The 15,222-nt window shown below is 61.0% G+C and carries 13 protein-coding genes; 3 read left to right on the top strand and 10 right to left on the bottom strand.

Going from position 1 to position 15,222, the window contains the following annotated elements:
* Window positions 1-7: 7 nt before the first annotated feature.
* Window positions 8-1,318 carry a CpaE family protein gene (locus ACFRJ9_RS18290; RefSeq protein ID WP_377670820.1) on the bottom strand — a complete coding sequence of 437 codons (1,311 nt, stop codon included), beginning with the start codon at window positions 1,316-1,318 and terminating at the stop codon, window positions 8-10.
* Window positions 1,315-1,959 carry an SAF domain-containing protein gene (locus ACFRJ9_RS18285; protein ID WP_377670818.1) on the bottom strand — a complete coding sequence of 215 codons (645 nt, stop codon included), beginning with the start codon at window positions 1,957-1,959 and terminating at the stop codon, window positions 1,315-1,317. Before ACFRJ9_RS18285 ends, ACFRJ9_RS18290 begins: the two co-directional genes overlap by 4 nt.
* Window positions 1,960-2,114: 155 nt before the next feature.
* Between ACFRJ9_RS18285 and ACFRJ9_RS18280 the strand changes: the two genes are divergently transcribed.
* Window positions 2,115-2,351: a helix-turn-helix domain-containing protein gene (locus ACFRJ9_RS18280; protein ID WP_377670816.1), complete on the top strand. Its 237-nt coding sequence runs from the start codon at window positions 2,115-2,117 to the stop codon at window positions 2,349-2,351.
* On the opposite strand, the gene ACFRJ9_RS18275 is transcribed toward ACFRJ9_RS18280, so the two are convergent.
* Window positions 2,348-2,920 (bottom strand): hypothetical protein, encoded by a 573-nt coding sequence (locus ACFRJ9_RS18275; RefSeq protein WP_377670813.1) that lies wholly within the window; start codon window positions 2,918-2,920, stop codon window positions 2,348-2,350. The two genes, ACFRJ9_RS18280 and ACFRJ9_RS18275, sit on opposite strands and share 4 nt — an antisense overlap.
* 150 nt (window positions 2,921-3,070) lie before the next feature.
* Between ACFRJ9_RS18275 and ACFRJ9_RS18270 the strand changes: the two genes are divergently transcribed.
* Complete coding sequence (locus ACFRJ9_RS18270) at window positions 3,071-3,847, top strand: LysM peptidoglycan-binding domain-containing protein (protein WP_377670811.1); 777 nt, start codon at window positions 3,071-3,073, stop codon at window positions 3,845-3,847.
* Between the two features lie 158 nt (window positions 3,848-4,005).
* On the top strand, window positions 4,006-4,428 hold the full coding sequence (locus ACFRJ9_RS18265; protein WP_377670809.1) for an Rv3235 family protein: 423 nt from the start codon (window positions 4,006-4,008) through the stop codon (window positions 4,426-4,428).
* Window positions 4,429-4,542: 114 nt separating this feature from the next.
* On the opposite strand, the gene secA is transcribed toward ACFRJ9_RS18265, so the two are convergent.
* The 7 genes from secA to mtrA form a co-directional block, all read right to left on the bottom strand.
* Window positions 4,543-7,284 (bottom strand): preprotein translocase subunit SecA, encoded by a 2,742-nt coding sequence (gene secA / locus ACFRJ9_RS18260; protein WP_377670807.1) that lies wholly within the window; start codon window positions 7,282-7,284, stop codon window positions 4,543-4,545.
* A 42-nt stretch (window positions 7,285-7,326) separates the two neighbouring features.
* Entirely contained in the window at window positions 7,327-8,607 is a 1,281-nt protein-coding gene (locus ACFRJ9_RS18255) for a winged helix-turn-helix domain-containing protein (RefSeq protein WP_377670804.1), read from the bottom strand.
* A gap of 30 nt (window positions 8,608-8,637) precedes the next feature.
* The gene (gene hpf / locus ACFRJ9_RS18250) at window positions 8,638-9,366 is read right to left on the bottom strand and encodes a ribosome hibernation-promoting factor, HPF/YfiA family (protein WP_377670802.1); all 729 of its coding nucleotides are present in this window, start codon (window positions 9,364-9,366) and stop codon (window positions 8,638-8,640) included.
* Between the two features lie 188 nt (window positions 9,367-9,554).
* Entirely contained in the window at window positions 9,555-10,385 is an 831-nt protein-coding gene (locus ACFRJ9_RS18245) for a ComF family protein (RefSeq protein WP_377670799.1), read from the bottom strand.
* Between the two features lie 215 nt (window positions 10,386-10,600).
* Window positions 10,601-12,310, bottom strand: a complete 1,710-nt coding sequence (locus tag ACFRJ9_RS18240) for an LpqB family beta-propeller domain-containing protein (protein WP_377670933.1) — start codon at window positions 12,308-12,310, stop codon at window positions 10,601-10,603.
* 5 nt (window positions 12,311-12,315) lie between these two features.
* Window positions 12,316-14,124, bottom strand: a complete 1,809-nt coding sequence (gene mtrB / locus ACFRJ9_RS18235; RefSeq protein ID WP_377670795.1) for an MtrAB system histidine kinase MtrB — start codon at window positions 14,122-14,124, stop codon at window positions 12,316-12,318.
* 130 nt (window positions 14,125-14,254) lie between these two features.
* Entirely contained in the window at window positions 14,255-14,929 is a 675-nt protein-coding gene (mtrA, locus tag ACFRJ9_RS18230) for an MtrAB system response regulator MtrA (protein ID WP_144649950.1), read from the bottom strand.
* Window positions 14,930-15,222: the final 293 nt, after the last annotated feature.

Here is a 15,222-nt window from a genome sequence, read left to right as displayed (position 1 = left end):
GCCGAGCCTAGCGCTTAAGCAGGCGCAAGGCTCTGGTGGATCGGCTAGGAGATTTGCGGTTTTGCTGGCCAGGTGCACAGGCCAGGTTTGCAATGGCCATCCGCAGCGGTGAAGCAGGAGCCACTTCCATCAGCACTGAGCCGGACAGCAATGCAGCATCGCACGCCTCGGGGTCAGCCGGAAGGTACGCGGCAATTTCCATTCCGGGGCCGTAGCGGGCCCATGCATCTTCCAATTGCCGCTTGGGCGACCGCCCTGCGGAAGACCGTTTCACCTTGTTCATCACCACGCGTGGCAACACTTGAGGGACCGCCGCCTTGAGTTCAGCGAGACCGCGCACCAACCTTGGAACACCGATGGCATCTGCCGCACCCACCGCGAACACAACATCAGCCATTTCCAGGCTCCGAAGCGTGGCAGCATTGCGACGGGGAGCCATGCTGTCAAAGCTCAGTTCCTCGTCTGATTCCAGGCAGAAGCCCGTATCCACCACAACCACCTCAGCCAATTGCCGTGCTGCTTCAAGAACGCGCGAAAGTGCCCCCGCCCTGAGCTCTGTCCAGCGGTCCGCCCGGGTGGTGCCCGTGAGAACGCGAAACTCTCCGCCCCGGGTGAAAACAGGAGCGGCCGCGGCAACCAAGGCATCATGACTAAGCATGCCTTGGTCAGCGAGGCGGCAGGCCTGGGCCAGGCCAGCCGACTCGTCCAGGAGGCCCAGCATGACAGAAACGCTCGCGCCGTAAGTATCGGCATCCACGAGAATTACGGATTGGCCGCCTGCCGCCAACTCCGCAGCGACGTTGACCGCGAGCAACGTCCTTCCGGGCGCACCTGCCGGACCCCAAACTGCAAGGATTCGCCCGGACGCCCCTGGTATTTCGCCGCCCTCATCGGCTGCAGGCTTCACGGGCAATTCGACTGCCACGTCAGCGAACCCCGTGTCACGCCCGGATGGCCCCGGGCGACGGAGCTCTTCACGGCCAACCGCCTCTGAGATTCTCGCGGCAAGTGCTGAGGACTCAATTCCCGGAGGTGCCGGGACAGCTCCGATGGAGCGAAGGCGGGCGGCCTCACCGGGATCATCTGTCATCGCCACGATAGAAACCCCTACGGCCCCGAGTCGATCGACAAGCGTGGTGGTGAGTTCCTCACTTCCTTCAGCAACTATTGCCGCCATCGCGAGGCCGCTTTGGCAGACGGCCATGAGCTCGTTCAGTTCTGAACACCGGCGAACGACAGTGACGGGACCACGGAGCCGCTCCAATCCTCCAACCACGGCGTCCTGCGCCGAGCCGACGGTGACTACTGGAATGCTCATCGACTCAGTCCCGTCGGGTTCCAAACCACAGACACCTTTGCCTTGTTGGCCTGCGCACCAAGCAACTTGGGCATCTGCTCATCTGTCACAAGGACCATCACGGTAGTGGTTTTCGACGCGCCCAAGGTGGTCGCGCCTGCGGTCACTTGGGCGATTTCCGCGCCCGGCAGCAGTAATCGAGGCTCATCGAACGCATTTTTGGAACCAGGCATTGCAACCCAGACATCCACACAGGCCCCTGGAACGGCCTGTTCCGGCAGACCTTCGTCCATGGGGATGGCCACAGGCTTGCGCTTGAGAGAATCCGCTTGCCCCAGGCTTTCCTTGGGTACCAATTGGTTCTTCGCCACCCTTTGCAAAGCAACTTTTCCTTCTGCCAGTCCACTCTCAACAGTGACGTAGCCGGACTCGACGTCATCGAGGCGTACCTTGACGACGGAAAGGTCTTCCCTCGTGACGGCTTGCCCCACGGCGATGTCGTCCCGGGCCGCATATACCTGCGTTGTCCGGTCAGCCGTTCCGAGGAGTGCGATGACGCCTGTGACGGACAGGAGGACGAGCAGGATACCCACGAAGAGCCGCGGATCCTTCCACGATGGCTTCTTCAATCTGGCGCCGGCAGCGGTTTCATTTGTTCCCATTTTCATGCTCCCCCGGTAAGAATGACGGCATGGTCGGCGGACCTGCCCACTCATTGTTACCGGCCGCTGCCACCGCCCCAAAGCCAATGGCCGCAAAGGGGCTCAAACTGTGGATAAGTGCACCAAATAGGAGCAAGGGGTGGCAAAATGGAACCATGCCCCGTTTTCTGACTCTGGCGGATGTCGCCGAACAACTCCAAATCAACTCACCGCAGGCGTATGCCCTGGTCCGCAGCGGCGAACTCAAAGCCATTCAGGTGGGAGGTCGCGGGCAGTGGCGCATCGAAGAAAAGATGCTGGAGCAATACATCGAGGAACGGTATGCGGAAGCCGGCCGAATGATCGAAGAGGCCAAATCCAAGTCCGGCCAGTCGTCGACGGTGGAGTCCTAATAGTCCTGTAAACCCTGAGAGCAGAGGGCAATGAAGGCGGCAAAGGGAATAGTCATGACCGTGGCTACACTGCCAGCCCGCCTCGCCTCGCCTTGCGGGATGACCGCTAGATCAAAATAGTCCCTGCCCACCCGGTCGATGACACCTTGGACAGTGCGGCCGCCCTCCGCCCGAACAGCCAGATGGACCATCAGCTCGGCTCGATCCCTCGCAAGCACGCGCAGTGCACTGGCGATCCCCAGGGAAAGCCGCGTCCGGGACGCGGGTTTCCGGGCCAGCCTCCCCAGGCCCTGGTAACTGACTACCGACGCGTAAGGAACAAACCACTGCCGACCACCCTCGGCCAATACCAGCCACTCACTGCCGACGTGCCCCACCCCTCCGCGAATAGCGCTGCCGTCAATGAGGACCAGCCGCACCTCCGTCCCGGCAGCGCCGCGCAGCCGGTCGGTCAATTCGACACCGGCATACTCGACCCTGGCCCGTTCGGAGATCTCCGACTCCCCAGCCAGGGCGCGCTCAGCGTAAATTTGTGATTCCAAGTCAAAGAAGAGAGAGTCCCATCTCATCTGGCCAGACTAGGCTGCAGAATAGAGACTTGGCCAATCGCATGGTGCGCACTGGTCATGATTGGACAAAACGCATTAAACATGGTCAGAATATTCCAAGTTGATCAAACTGCATCAAATCGCATCAAATGAAGTTGGGGGACTTTCCGGATGACACGAACAATGCGGAACGACTCTGCCCTCGCAGCCACCATCCTTGTCCTGGGCGGCCTGCTGGTCTGGGTCGGCAACGACCTCCTGAGACAACGGCAATCCGCCATTAGTCATCAGCAAAACCTATCGTTCGAACACCTGCTTGGCTTCGTAACAAGCGGCATAGGGGCTGCCATCGTTATCTGGTGGACGTTGTCCCTTGCTCTTGCTCTCTTGGCGTCAGCCCTTAGTCGGGCAGGTCGGACTGCAGGGGCAAACGCCGTCTCCAAGTTCAGTCCGGTCTTCATGCTGCGGCTCATCGCATGTGTCATGAGCCTGAATCTTCTCGGCACCACAATGGCACAGGCTGCTGCGGCGTCACCGGAGCCGGGTTGGCAGCCAACCGCAGGGACCACCATTGGGTCCGTTCATCCTGCGTGGACACCTGCTTCCGGGCGGAACGCCTCAGCGCAGCCGCCCCCAGTCGATCCGGCAGTTACTCCGGATCCACAAGGGCGAGATCCGCGCTGGCAACCACGGCCGCCTGTCGTCGATCCTGGGCTTTTGAGCCCCCGCTCACCCCGCCAGTCCGTGGCGCCTAACCAAGAGCCTGCTGTGGTCCGGGCGGGAGATTCGCTGTGGTCCATTGCCGCCGCCAGGCTTGGACCGTTCGCGACGGACGTGGAGATCGCTGTCGCGTGGCCCAAGTGGTACGCCATCAACCGGACCACGATTGGACCCGACCCGGCGGTGCTGCTCCCGGGTCAGGTTCTTCGGCCGCCGCAACCCGACTAACTACCGAGCCACTCCGGCCCTTCGTCTCCACTGGACCCCGCCCACTCAGGGGCGGTTCCACGCCTAGGAAATCCAAACCCAAAGTCATCCCAGAAGAAGCCACCCGAGTTGAGCGTCCCCCACGCCTAGCTCATGTTGTGAATTCCAGAGGTATGACCATGACCATTGCAACCGCGAGCCGACCTGCCAACCGAAAAAAGAACAAACGCTCAGTCGCGCTCCACGGGTCGAGTGGTTCGGACATCGACGTCCGGCTGGTGGCCCGAAGCATCGCACAAGCCGCCATGGAGATTCTTGCCGGAACGCGGCCTGTCCAACAACTTTCCAGATCACTGGACGCGCAATGCTACTTGGCACTCCAACACCGCGTTGCCCTCACGCGTGAGCATGCGGCCAGAACCCGAGGGCTCTTGCAGCCGCACCGGAGTCCCATGGTCCGTTCCGTTCGTGCCTGTTCCATCTCCGAATCCATCTGTGAAGCAAGCATCGTTGTCTCTGAAGAGAGACGATCCCGCGCAATCGCCATGAGGCTGGAGCGATGCGACGGAATCTGGCGGGTAACGGCGTTGGAAATCGGTTGATGTCTTTGGACTGTGGTTTCCTGGCGTAGGTGCCTGGCCGAAAAATGGGAGAACCCCGGACGGCTGTCCGGGGTTCTCCCATTTCGCGAAAAAGCGGTTCATACGAAGTTCGGTTCAGCGACGCTTTTTCTTCGCTGTTTTGCGTGGCTCCTGGCCGGCTGCTTTGGCCGGGTTCCCCGACCGGCCCGAAGCCCGGCCCTCAATGCGTGTCTGCGTTGCTCCGTCCTCGCCGGGTGCGGTGTACTGCAGCTGTGCAGGTTTCTCAGGCGCCTGCAGTCCGGCGGCCCGGATTTGGGGATCGTGGTGTTCGGTGTGTGTCCCGGCGGCGGTGTCGTCTGCGACGACCACGTCTTCAGCCGGGGTCACTTCAACCTCGAGGTTGTACAAGAACCCAATGCTTTCCTCGCGGATGGCTTCCATCATGCTCTGGAACATTACGAAGCCTTCGCGCTGGTATTCCACCAGCGGATCGCGCTGCGCCATGGCGCGAAGACCGATTCCTTCTTTGAGGTAGTCCATCTCGTAGAGGTGTTCCTGCCACTTGCGACCAAGAACCGACAGCACAACACGGCGTTCCAGCTCACGCATGCTCTCAGCGCCGATGGTCTCTTCGCGGGCTTGGTAAACGAGCCTGGCATCCGAAAGGATTTCGTCCTTGAGGAAGTCGGCGGTGACGTGGGACTTGCCTCCGGCCTCGTCGATGATTTCCTGGGCTGTGATGGTGGCCGGGTACAGCGTCTTCAAGTTGGTCCAGAGCTGGTTGAAGTCCCAGTCGTCGCCCGTGCCCTCGGCCGTAGCGGCCTCAATGAGCGCAGTGATGGTGTCTTCCAGGAAGAACTGGACCTTCTCATGAAGGTCATCGCCTTCAAGGATCCGACGACGGTCACCATAGATGGCTTCACGCTGGCGGTTAAGGACATCGTCATACTTCAGGACGTTTTTGCGCTGCTCGGCGTTTCGACCTTCTACCTGCCCTTGGGCCGAGGCGATGGCACGCGAGACCAGCTTTGATTCAAGTGCGACGTCGTCCGGTACCGAGCTATTCATCAACCGTTCTGCCGCACCCGAGTTGAACAACCTCATAAGGTCATCCGTCAGGGAAAGATAGAAGCGGGATTCGCCGGGGTCGCCCTGACGACCGGAGCGGCCACGCAGCTGATTGTCGATGCGGCGGGATTCGTGTCGCTCGGTGCCCAGGACATAGAGCCCCCCAAGGTCCAGAACTTCTTCGTGTTCGTCCTTGACGGCCTGCTTGGCTGCCGAGAGCGCTTCCGGCCACGCGGCCTCGTACTCTTCCGAATTTTCCTCGGGATCCAGCCCGCGCTTGGCCAGCTCTGCAATGGCCGTGAATTCCGCGTTACCGCCCAGCATGATGTCGGTACCGCGGCCTGCCATGTTGGTCGCCACGGTGACGGCACCCTTTCGGCCGGCCTGTGCCACGATCGATGCTTCCCGGGCGTGGTTCTTGGCGTTCAGAACTTCGTGCCGGATACCTTCCTTCGCCAGCAGCTTGGAGAGGTACTCGCTCTTCTCAACGCTGGTGGTACCGACCAGGACAGGTTGGCCATTCTCGTGGCGTTCGGCAATGTCCTTGACCACGGCATCGAATTTCACAACCTCGTTCTTGTAGACGAGGTCCGATTGGTCAATGCGCTGCATGTCGCGGTTGGTGGGGATAGGAACCACACCGAGCTTGTAGGTGCTCATGAATTCAGCCGCTTCAGTCTCTGCCGTACCGGTCATGCCGGAAAGCTTCGAGTACATGCGGAAGTAATTCTGCAGGGTTACTGTAGCCAAGGTCTGGTTCTCAGCCTTGATCTCCACATTTTCCTTGGCCTCGATGGCCTGGTGCATGCCTTCGTTGTAGCGTCGCCCGGCCAGGATACGGCCCGTGTGCTCGTCAACAATCAGGACCTCGCCATCCAGGATGACGTAGTCCTTGTCTCGCTTGAAAAGTTCCTTGGCCTTAATGGCGTTGTTGAGGAATCCAATCAGAGGGGTATTAGCGGATTCGTAGAGGTTTTGAATTCCAAGGTAGTCCTCTACCTTCTCAATACCGGCCTCCAGAACACCTACGGTTCGCTTCTTTTCGTCGACTTCATAGTCGACATCGGGCTGAAGGCGGAGGACGACCTTGGAGAATTCGCTGTACCAGCGGTTGGTGTCTCCCTGTGCCGGGCCGGAAATGATCAGCGGGGTGCGAGCCTCATCAATCAGGATGGAGTCGACCTCATCCACGACGGCGAAGTTGTGCCCGCGCTGGACCAGCTCGCTGGCGTCCCAGGCCATGTTGTCGCGCAGGTAGTCGAACCCGAACTCGTTGTTGGTTCCATAAGTGATGTCCGCGGCGTACTGCTCACGGCGTACCGCGGGATCCTGGTTGGACAGGATGCAACCGCTGGTGAGTCCCAGGAAGCGGTAGACGCGTCCCATGAGCTCGGACTGGTATTCAGCAAGGTAGTCGTTGACTGTAACAACGTGCACGCCCTTGCCTGTGAGGGCATTGAGGTAGGCCGGAGCAGTGGCGACGAGTGTCTTGCCTTCACCGGTTTTCATTTCCGCAATGTTGCCCAAGTGCAGGGCGGCGCCACCCATGAGCTGCACATCGAAGTGTCGCATGCCCAGGGTACGGGATGAGGCCTCGCGCACTGCGGCGAAAGCTTCAGGAAGGAGTGCCTCCAAGGATTCGCCGTCTTGGTGACGGGACCGCAGCCGATCCGTTTCCTCGCGAAGTTCGGCATCCGAGAACGACTTGAATGAGTCTTCCAGGGCATTGATGGAATCGGCATAGTTCCGCAGTTGCTTGAGTGTCTTTTTGTCACCCGTGCGGAGAAGTTTTTCGATTAGTGATGCCACGTGAAATTGCTCCCAGTCTCATGCTGCCGAATTCTGGCTGTTTCAGTCTACGGGAGAGACCAAGACCACGTTGCCGGGTTTCCCTCTGAGCGGACTGCGCGACTCACCGGGGCTCATACCGATGGCAGCTACTGCGTCGCTGAGCGTCGCGGCGAGATCCCCCACCGGCCACACGACTATTTCCGGCAGACCAAGCCACTCGGCCATGAGCTCAAGTTCTGCTGCAAGTTCGACGGCGGTATCTGCCGGAGCGCCAATCTCGCCATACGTCGAGCGCACCAAGAGCCGTCCGGCGGCTCTGTCTGCTTTCAAATCCACCCTGGCGACCATGGCTTCCCTGAGCAGGAACGGCAGAACGTAGTAGCCATATCTGCGCTTCTCTGCAGGCGTGTAGATTTCGATCCTGTAGTGGAATCCAAACAGTTCCTCCAAGCGCCGGCGCTCGAAGACCAGGGAATCGAAAGGGCTCAGCTGCGCACGGCCTTCGGCCCTGCGGGGCAGCTTGGCGTCCACGTGCTTGTACGTTGCCCGATCCCACCCGGTGACGGAAACCGGTTCAAGCCTGCCGGCATGTACCAGCCGCTGGACGGACTCCGCCCCCGCTTTTACGGGGGTCCTGAAGTAGTCGGAAAAGCATCGTACCGTCCCAATGCCGTGGGCCTGGGCTGCTGCCTCAACTAGCCGATCCAGCGAGGCTTCCGGATCTTCGGAAGAAGCCGGCAACAGCGGAACGACTCGTGAAGTCAGTGTGTACTTGCGCTCGAATTGGGGCGTCCTTGTCGCGGCGGACACCCGTCCTTCTTCGAAGAGATGCTCAAGCACACGTTTGACGATGTTCCAGTTCCAGCCCCAGTTGTCCCGCTCGGAATCCTCATCGTGTCCCAACTTCGCCGTGAGCTCCGAGGCCGTCATGGGGCGCCCGGCCGCCAGGGCCGCCAGGATGCGCTCCTCCATGTCCAGCCGGATTGAAGGTTCCATGCGATGCGCACCCACCCAGGCCCGCTTTTGCCACTGGATCAGATCTTGGAAGTGTTCCGGCCGGATAAAGCTCGCCTCGTGAGCCCAGTACTCCATCATTTTGCGCGGCTTCCTGCCGGCCATGGTTCGAAGGATCTCGGGATCGTAGTTTCCCAGCCGGGAAAAGAAAGGAAGGAAATGACTTCGAGCGAGCACGTTCACGGAATCGATCTGGACAAGCTGGAGTTGGGCAAAGGTTCGGCCCACCGCCCGTGGTGTCACGGGAGCAGTGGACCGAACCTTTGCCAATCCTTGGGCTGCCAATGCGATCCGCCGGGCCTGGGACAGGCTCAGCGAAGCGGTCATTGAAGTCCTTTCATACGGTGAATATGGTCTTTACTTGGCCGTTGCAGCCTGATCATCGGATCGGTAGGCGTGTATCTTCTCTTCCACGGCGTCCTCGCCGGGCTCGCAGTCCGAATCAAGGGTGATCACACCGTACGTCCAACCACTGCGCCTGTAGACAACCGAGGGTGCGTTGGTCTCCTTATCCAGGAACAGGTAGAAGCTGTGACCTACGAGTTCCATGTTGTCCACGGCGTCATCGAGTGTCAGGGATGCCGCCGGGAAAACCTTCCGACGGATCAAAACGGGTGAATCGCCTGCCGGGATATCGTTTTCGATCTCGTAGGGCGAACGTTCGTCTGCCTGCGGCGCGGGTTCTTGGTTATTGCTGGCCTCAACGTAAATCGGCTCGGTGGCGCTGGCCGGCTCCAGGGTTGCGGTTGCTTCCCGCACGGCTTTCGGCGTGTGCCGGCCGTGGTGCACCTTTTTCCTGTCCTTGGCGCGACGAAGCCTCTCAAGCAGCTTGTTGTACGCGAGATCGAAGGCAGCAAATTTGTCAGCGGCTGTGGCCTCGGCACGGATAACAGGACCGCGGCCCAGGACTGTCACTTCAACGGTGAGCTGGCCCGGCGTCTGCCTGGGATTGGTTTCCTTGGAAACCTTGGCGTCGACTCGCTGGACCTTATCCCCCAGCGATTCAATCTTTGAGATTTTCTCGCCGGCGTATTCGCGAAAGCGGTCAGAAACTGTGAGATTTCGTCCGCTGATCATGAACTCCATGGTGCCCTCCAAATAACTCAGGTGACACGACAACGACGCTGTTAGGGGCTGGTCTGACGGACAGTCGAGCCCCTTTCCGAGCCGCTATCGACAGGTACATCTGTTCTTGGTACCCACAACCGACGTTAGTTCATCGCCACGAGTTATTCATCCTTTAGCCACTTATTTTTTGATTGCGACGTACCAACTTAACGGGGGTCGCCCGCGGCAGGATTCGAGGCGTAGGCTGGTGGCCTCGTGGCCGCAAGCACTACGGCGCCGCAGACGACTCCCCCGGCAGCCGTCACAGCCCGGGCCGCCTCTGCAAGCGTTGCCCCGGTGGTGAGGACATCGTCAACGATCAGGCATCGCCGTCCCCTCAACGCATTGGCCTGCCGCCGACGTACCCTCATGGATCCCCGGACACGGCGCGCCCGTTCACCCCGTCCGAGCCCCTTTTGACCGCCCGGATGGTCCTCCTTGTTGACACCCGGTATCGCGCTGGCAAGCCAGGCCGCGAGTTCCCGGGCAGTCTTGTTGCTCGGCCAGCCTGCCGGTGAAGTCCCCGCCTTTGCCAGAGCATCGAGGGTCTGGCAATGAGGCAGCATTCGGCGTTGTCGGAGGCAACGCAGGAGCAGGTGCACGGGACTGAACCCGCGCTTGCGGAAGGCCTTGCCGCTGGTAGGGACTGGAACCAGACAGTATCCGGCGGCACCCCCGAGCGCAGCTTCCACGGCCCTGCCCAGGCATGGAGCCAGAACCCCTGCCAGGCGCCACTGGCCAAAATGCTTGAACGAGAGCAAGCATTGAGCCAATTCGTCGCGGTATGGCCCAGCGGCAACCACCGCCAGCTTCACAGAGTCGTCGTGGCCTACCAACGCAGGCGATTCCTGCTCGGCCCTGAAGGGTTGCTTGCAGAGCTGGCGCACGCGTTTGGCGCAACCGCGGCACAGCACCGTGTCCTCCGCTTCACAGCACACGCACTCAACGGGAACCAACAGGGCCAGCAAATCCACCAGCGCCGCCTTCAGCGCGGTCAAGCACCGTCCCGCGGGCGTCGGATCAGGGCCGCGACGGCTAGGCCTGGCAGGATCTCCTCCGTGGAGATCGGGATCGATACGGCGTCTGATCCGACGCCCGGGATTTCCCGGACCGAAGGCGGAGTTTGTCATGCTGACAGCTTCCGCGGAGCCGCGACCGCAGCAAAGGCTTTGTGAGCGCTATGTGGAAAACCGGGCAGGAATCCCGGTGGAAATCAACCGGGGAAGGCTGGCTCCGTAGGCCCCTTCAACTGCAGCTCCCAGCCGTTTCCGACGCGTTGGAAAATCCCTGCCACCGACTGGCCGTAGATCTGTTCGGAGCCGTTTCCGGCGCTGAGGCTCGTCAGCCCGTCCCAAGGAGCCAGCTGCTGCGGTTCACCCGACGCCAATGTCAGCAGTTCCGGAACCACAGTCCCCGTGGCAGAACTGGACATCACGGCAACGGTCGAGCCATTAACCCAGACGCCTTGATCGGCCGAGGCCGTACTCAGAAGAGTGATGGGCGTGGTGAGGTCCTTGGGAGCGCCATCGGCGTTGCGGACAATTCCGGCAATTTGCACGGAGGACTTTCCGTTTGCTTCGGAAATGACCAGCGCCCTGGTCCCCTCTCTGGAAACCCTGAAGTCCTTCACTGTCCGCCCGGAAAGCCATGGGGGTGTCAGCGTGACCGTAGGAACGGCCATGCCCGGAGCAATGCCGGTGGGCTTGAACGCCACAACTTCGGCTGCTCCGCTTGCGCCCGGGCCTGCGGTCCAGACCCAATCATGAGGGCTGAACGAGGGCCCCGTGAGCGTACTTCGTGTAGTCAGCTGGCGAGCCGGTTGTCCCGGTTCGACCGAATACAACGTGGTTTTGTCGCCGTTGAGGAAGGCCGCCGTCTGGGATACCGGGGACTCTGCGGGTGAATGGGGTCCGAGCCCGGCGACTGACTGGATGTCTGGAAGCGGAGAGACCCTGTTGTTCTCATACCGCACCAGGTCGCCGTTGCTGACCGCAATTTGGCGCGCGGGGACACTCTTATCCAGTACCGGAGGCAATACCGAGCCATTGTCCTCGACACGGACCAGGTCCTGGTCAGCGCGGAGTTGGATGTTGATGACGTCCGGTTGGCTCCTGAAGGTCAACGCCAACTGGTTCTGCATGCGTTGGCGGTCTTCGGCGGAAGCATCGAACAGCTCTTTGGCGGACAGATCCACCTGGGCTGCGCCGGACACCACGGGAACGGATTCCCTGGCCAACTTCATTCCGGACGGGAACGCACTGACAACAGCGCCGCGAAGGTACGGGGCCGGACCAGCCAGCAAGGCGCTGGTCATGGATTTGACGGTCTTCTTTTTGATGAACCACCGAAAGTCTGGCACCGCGTAGGTAAAGGTGGGATCGTAGAAGTAGATGGGAAATGCCCCGTAAATGACCTTGAAAGTCTCTTCAGGGATGGCCGTCCCATCGGGCACCTTGGAAATCCGCCACTCCCCTTCAACCTGTTCCAGCGACAGCGGAATTGTCTCCTTGGTTCCCGGTGGAAACTGCGTTGCAACGCCGTCGGCATCCACCGAATACGCGAGGTCAAGCTCGTAGAGGTACTCATTCTCCACGGCTGTCTTGACCACCTGCGCCTCCCGGAAGACGATTGCGCGCTTATCGGGCTTCCAGGTGACTGACTGGGCTTGTGTCAGGTATTGGCGCGCCACCGGATAGTCGTCCTCGTAGCCGCTGCCTGCCATGAAGAAGTCCTCAATGACTGTCTCAGGACTGGCACCGGCGCGGGGGGCGGCCGGAAAGAAGACCGGTGAGTTGGAATTGCCCGCACTTTCATCCTTGCTCTTGCCCACGGGACCGGAGCGCGGAATTTGCGCGCATGAAGCGAGCAGGAACATGAGCACAGCCAGGATGGCCACGAAGGTCCTGGTGCGATGCGGGCGCAACGTGCTCACGATCCCTCCCCGGCATGGCGGTCCGTGGGCCCGGGATTTCTGACATCGGTTTCCGTCGCTCGCGCGGGGCTTTCAAGTCCGGTGCCCAAAACCAGCATCTGCCTCTCGCTGGCAGCCCCGGGGAGCCCGATGTCCGCGGGTTCAAGCTGAAGCGGGGATTTTTGAATGGTTCCTCCCTGGCGGAGCGGCAGCGTCAACCGGAAATTGGAGCCGGATCCCTTGCGGCCCCATGCCTGGAGCCAGCCATTGTGCAGCTTGGTGTCTTCGGCGGCGATGGAAAGGCCCAGACCGCTTCCTCCCGTGGTTCGGGCCCGGGCGGGGTCGGCTCGCCAGAAGCGGTCAAAGACCCGGGCCGCCTCGGTCTGGCTCATTCCGATGCCATGGTCCCTTACGGACACGGCCACGGCATCGTGATTGGCTGCCACCGATATGTGTATCGGCTTGCCTTCACCGTGCTCCAGCGCGTTGAGAAGGAGGTTGCGAAGGATCCGATCGATCCTTCGGGAATCCATTTCCACGATGATGCTCTTCTGGCGGGCATTCAGTCGAACTTCCGAGCCGTACTCGGCAGCTACAGGTGCTGCGCCTTCCATCACGTGCGAAACCACTTGGAAAATGTCCTGAGGTTCGGCATCCAGGACCGCAGCACCGGCGTCGAAGCGCGAAATCTCCAAGAGATCGGAAAGCAGGGACTGGAAACGCTCCACCTGATGGTAAAGCAGCTCCGCGGATCGCTTGTTCATAGGGTCGAAGTCTTCGCGCGCATCGAACAAGACTTCAGCAGCCATGCGGACGGTGGTCAGCGGCGTCCGCAGTTCGTGGGATACGTCGGAGACGAAGCGCTGTTGCATCTGGGACAACGTGGCCAACTGGGTGATCTGTTCCTGGAGGCTGGCAGCCATGTGATTGAAGGATGCGCCCAGCCTGGCTACCTCGTCCTCACCCTTGACCACCATGCGTTCCTGGAGCTGGCCAGCAGCGAGCTTCTCGGAAACCACAGCGGCATGGCTGACAGGGCTGACCACATTGCGGGTTACGTACCAGGCTATGGCGCCGATCATCAGGACCAGGGCCGCACCTCCTGCCCACAAGACATTCTGGATCTCATCCAGGGTTTTCTGGGCCGTGTTGAGGTCGTAGATCAGGTAGAGCTCGTAGACGGTTCCATTGAAAGTGACCTTGTTCCCGACGGCAATGCCGGGCCGGTCCTCATTGCCGACCGGAAATTGGGTGGAAGCCCAGAATTGCTGTTTTCCGCCCTCTTGGACGGCCTTTCGCAGATCCGGTGGAATCACGCGCACTGTCAGTTGGTCCGAGGCACGCGATTCAACCCAACGATTGCGCGGCTTGGTCTGTTCGGGCATCGCCTCAAAGACGTAGCGCCGCTGGATAACTGAACCGCGGCCCTCCACGGCGTTCAATGTGTCGTAGACGAGGGTAATGACGCTCGACTGGTCGGTGACCTGCGCGCCGTCGAACGTGTCCTGAACTTGCTTGACGTTGTACCGCGACTCCGACTCCGCCTGCGCCAAACGTTCCTGGAAGAGGTTGTTGGCGATCTGGTTGGACAGGTACGCACCGACGATCGCAAAGGACGTCACAGCCAGCAGCAGCGTAGTGAGCACCGTACGGAACTCCAAGGACCGCCGCCAGCGCCGAAGCAATGAACGCCAGAGGAAGCGCAAGCCCGGCTTGATCTGGCGGACACCGGTCGAGATCAACCGCGAAACGCGAAGGACTAGGATGAGGCTCCGGCGCGTCCAGATCCGCGCCCTGGAGACCAGCCATGACAGATTCCGGGTCACCGGAGCGGGATGCTCTTGGCGGGGTTCTTGAGACGCCGAAGAAGCCGGCGTCTCTTGACGGACACCGGCCGTATCGGGACTGCTGGAACCGGGGTCCCCGTCCGCTGTGCCGGCTTTGCCGACTGGAGACTCAGGAACCTGCTTTATATCCGACACCACGCACCGTCAAAACGACCTCGGGCGCTTCAGGATCGCGCTCAATCTTGGACCGCAAACGCTGAACGTGGACATTGACCAGCCGCGTATCGGCGGCATGTCGGTATCCCCAGACCTGTTCGAGGAGCAGTTCGCGGGTGAAGACCTGCCATGGCTTGCGGGCCAGTGCCACGAGGAGGTCGAATTCAAGCGGGGTCAGGGAGATGCGTTCCCCTCCACGTGTCACGAGGTGGCCGGCCACATCAATGGTCACATCCGCGATTCGCAGAGTCTCGGGGGCCTTCTGCTCGCCCGGCCGCAGCCGAGCGCGGACGCGTGCCACGAGTTCAGCAGGCTTAAAGGGCTTGGGTACGTAGTCGTCGGCACCCGATTCCAGTCCACGGACCACATCGGAAGTATCCGACTTGGCAGTGAGCATGACGATGGGAACGTCCGATTCGCCGCGGATCTGCCGGCAGACTTCAATGCCATCCGAGCCAGGCAGCATGAGATCCAACAGCACCAGGTCCGGCTTGGACGAACGGAACACCTCGAGAGCCTGACCGCCATCGGCGCAGAACACCGGCTCGAAGCCATCGTTGCGCAGGACAATGCCAATCATCTCGGCGAGTGCTTCGTCGTCGTCTACTACCAGAATGCGTGCCTTCATAGTTATATATTCCCTTATCACCAAGTCTTTGTCCCGTTGGGCACGGCACACGGCATTGCGCCCCAAGGGCTCTTCCACCGTACTGCACCCGCCGGGCGGAAAGCCTAAGCCGGCTACCTGGACGGCGGGCTATGAGTGGCGACGGCGGGACTATAGGCTGGGGGCGAAGGTCCGTAGGGGGACGTCGGATGTCGGCGGGCCGGGTCTTATGGGGAGGAAATCGTGTCACAGCCAGAACACGGCCAAAATCCATCGCCGGGCGGCCAGCCGGGGTGGGGAAACCAGCCGCAATG

Source organism: Paenarthrobacter sp. NPDC056912 (assembly GCF_042786555.1).
Lineage (GTDB): Bacteria > Actinomycetota > Actinomycetes > Actinomycetales > Micrococcaceae > Arthrobacter.
This window is presented reverse-complemented; position numbering and strand designations above follow the sequence as displayed.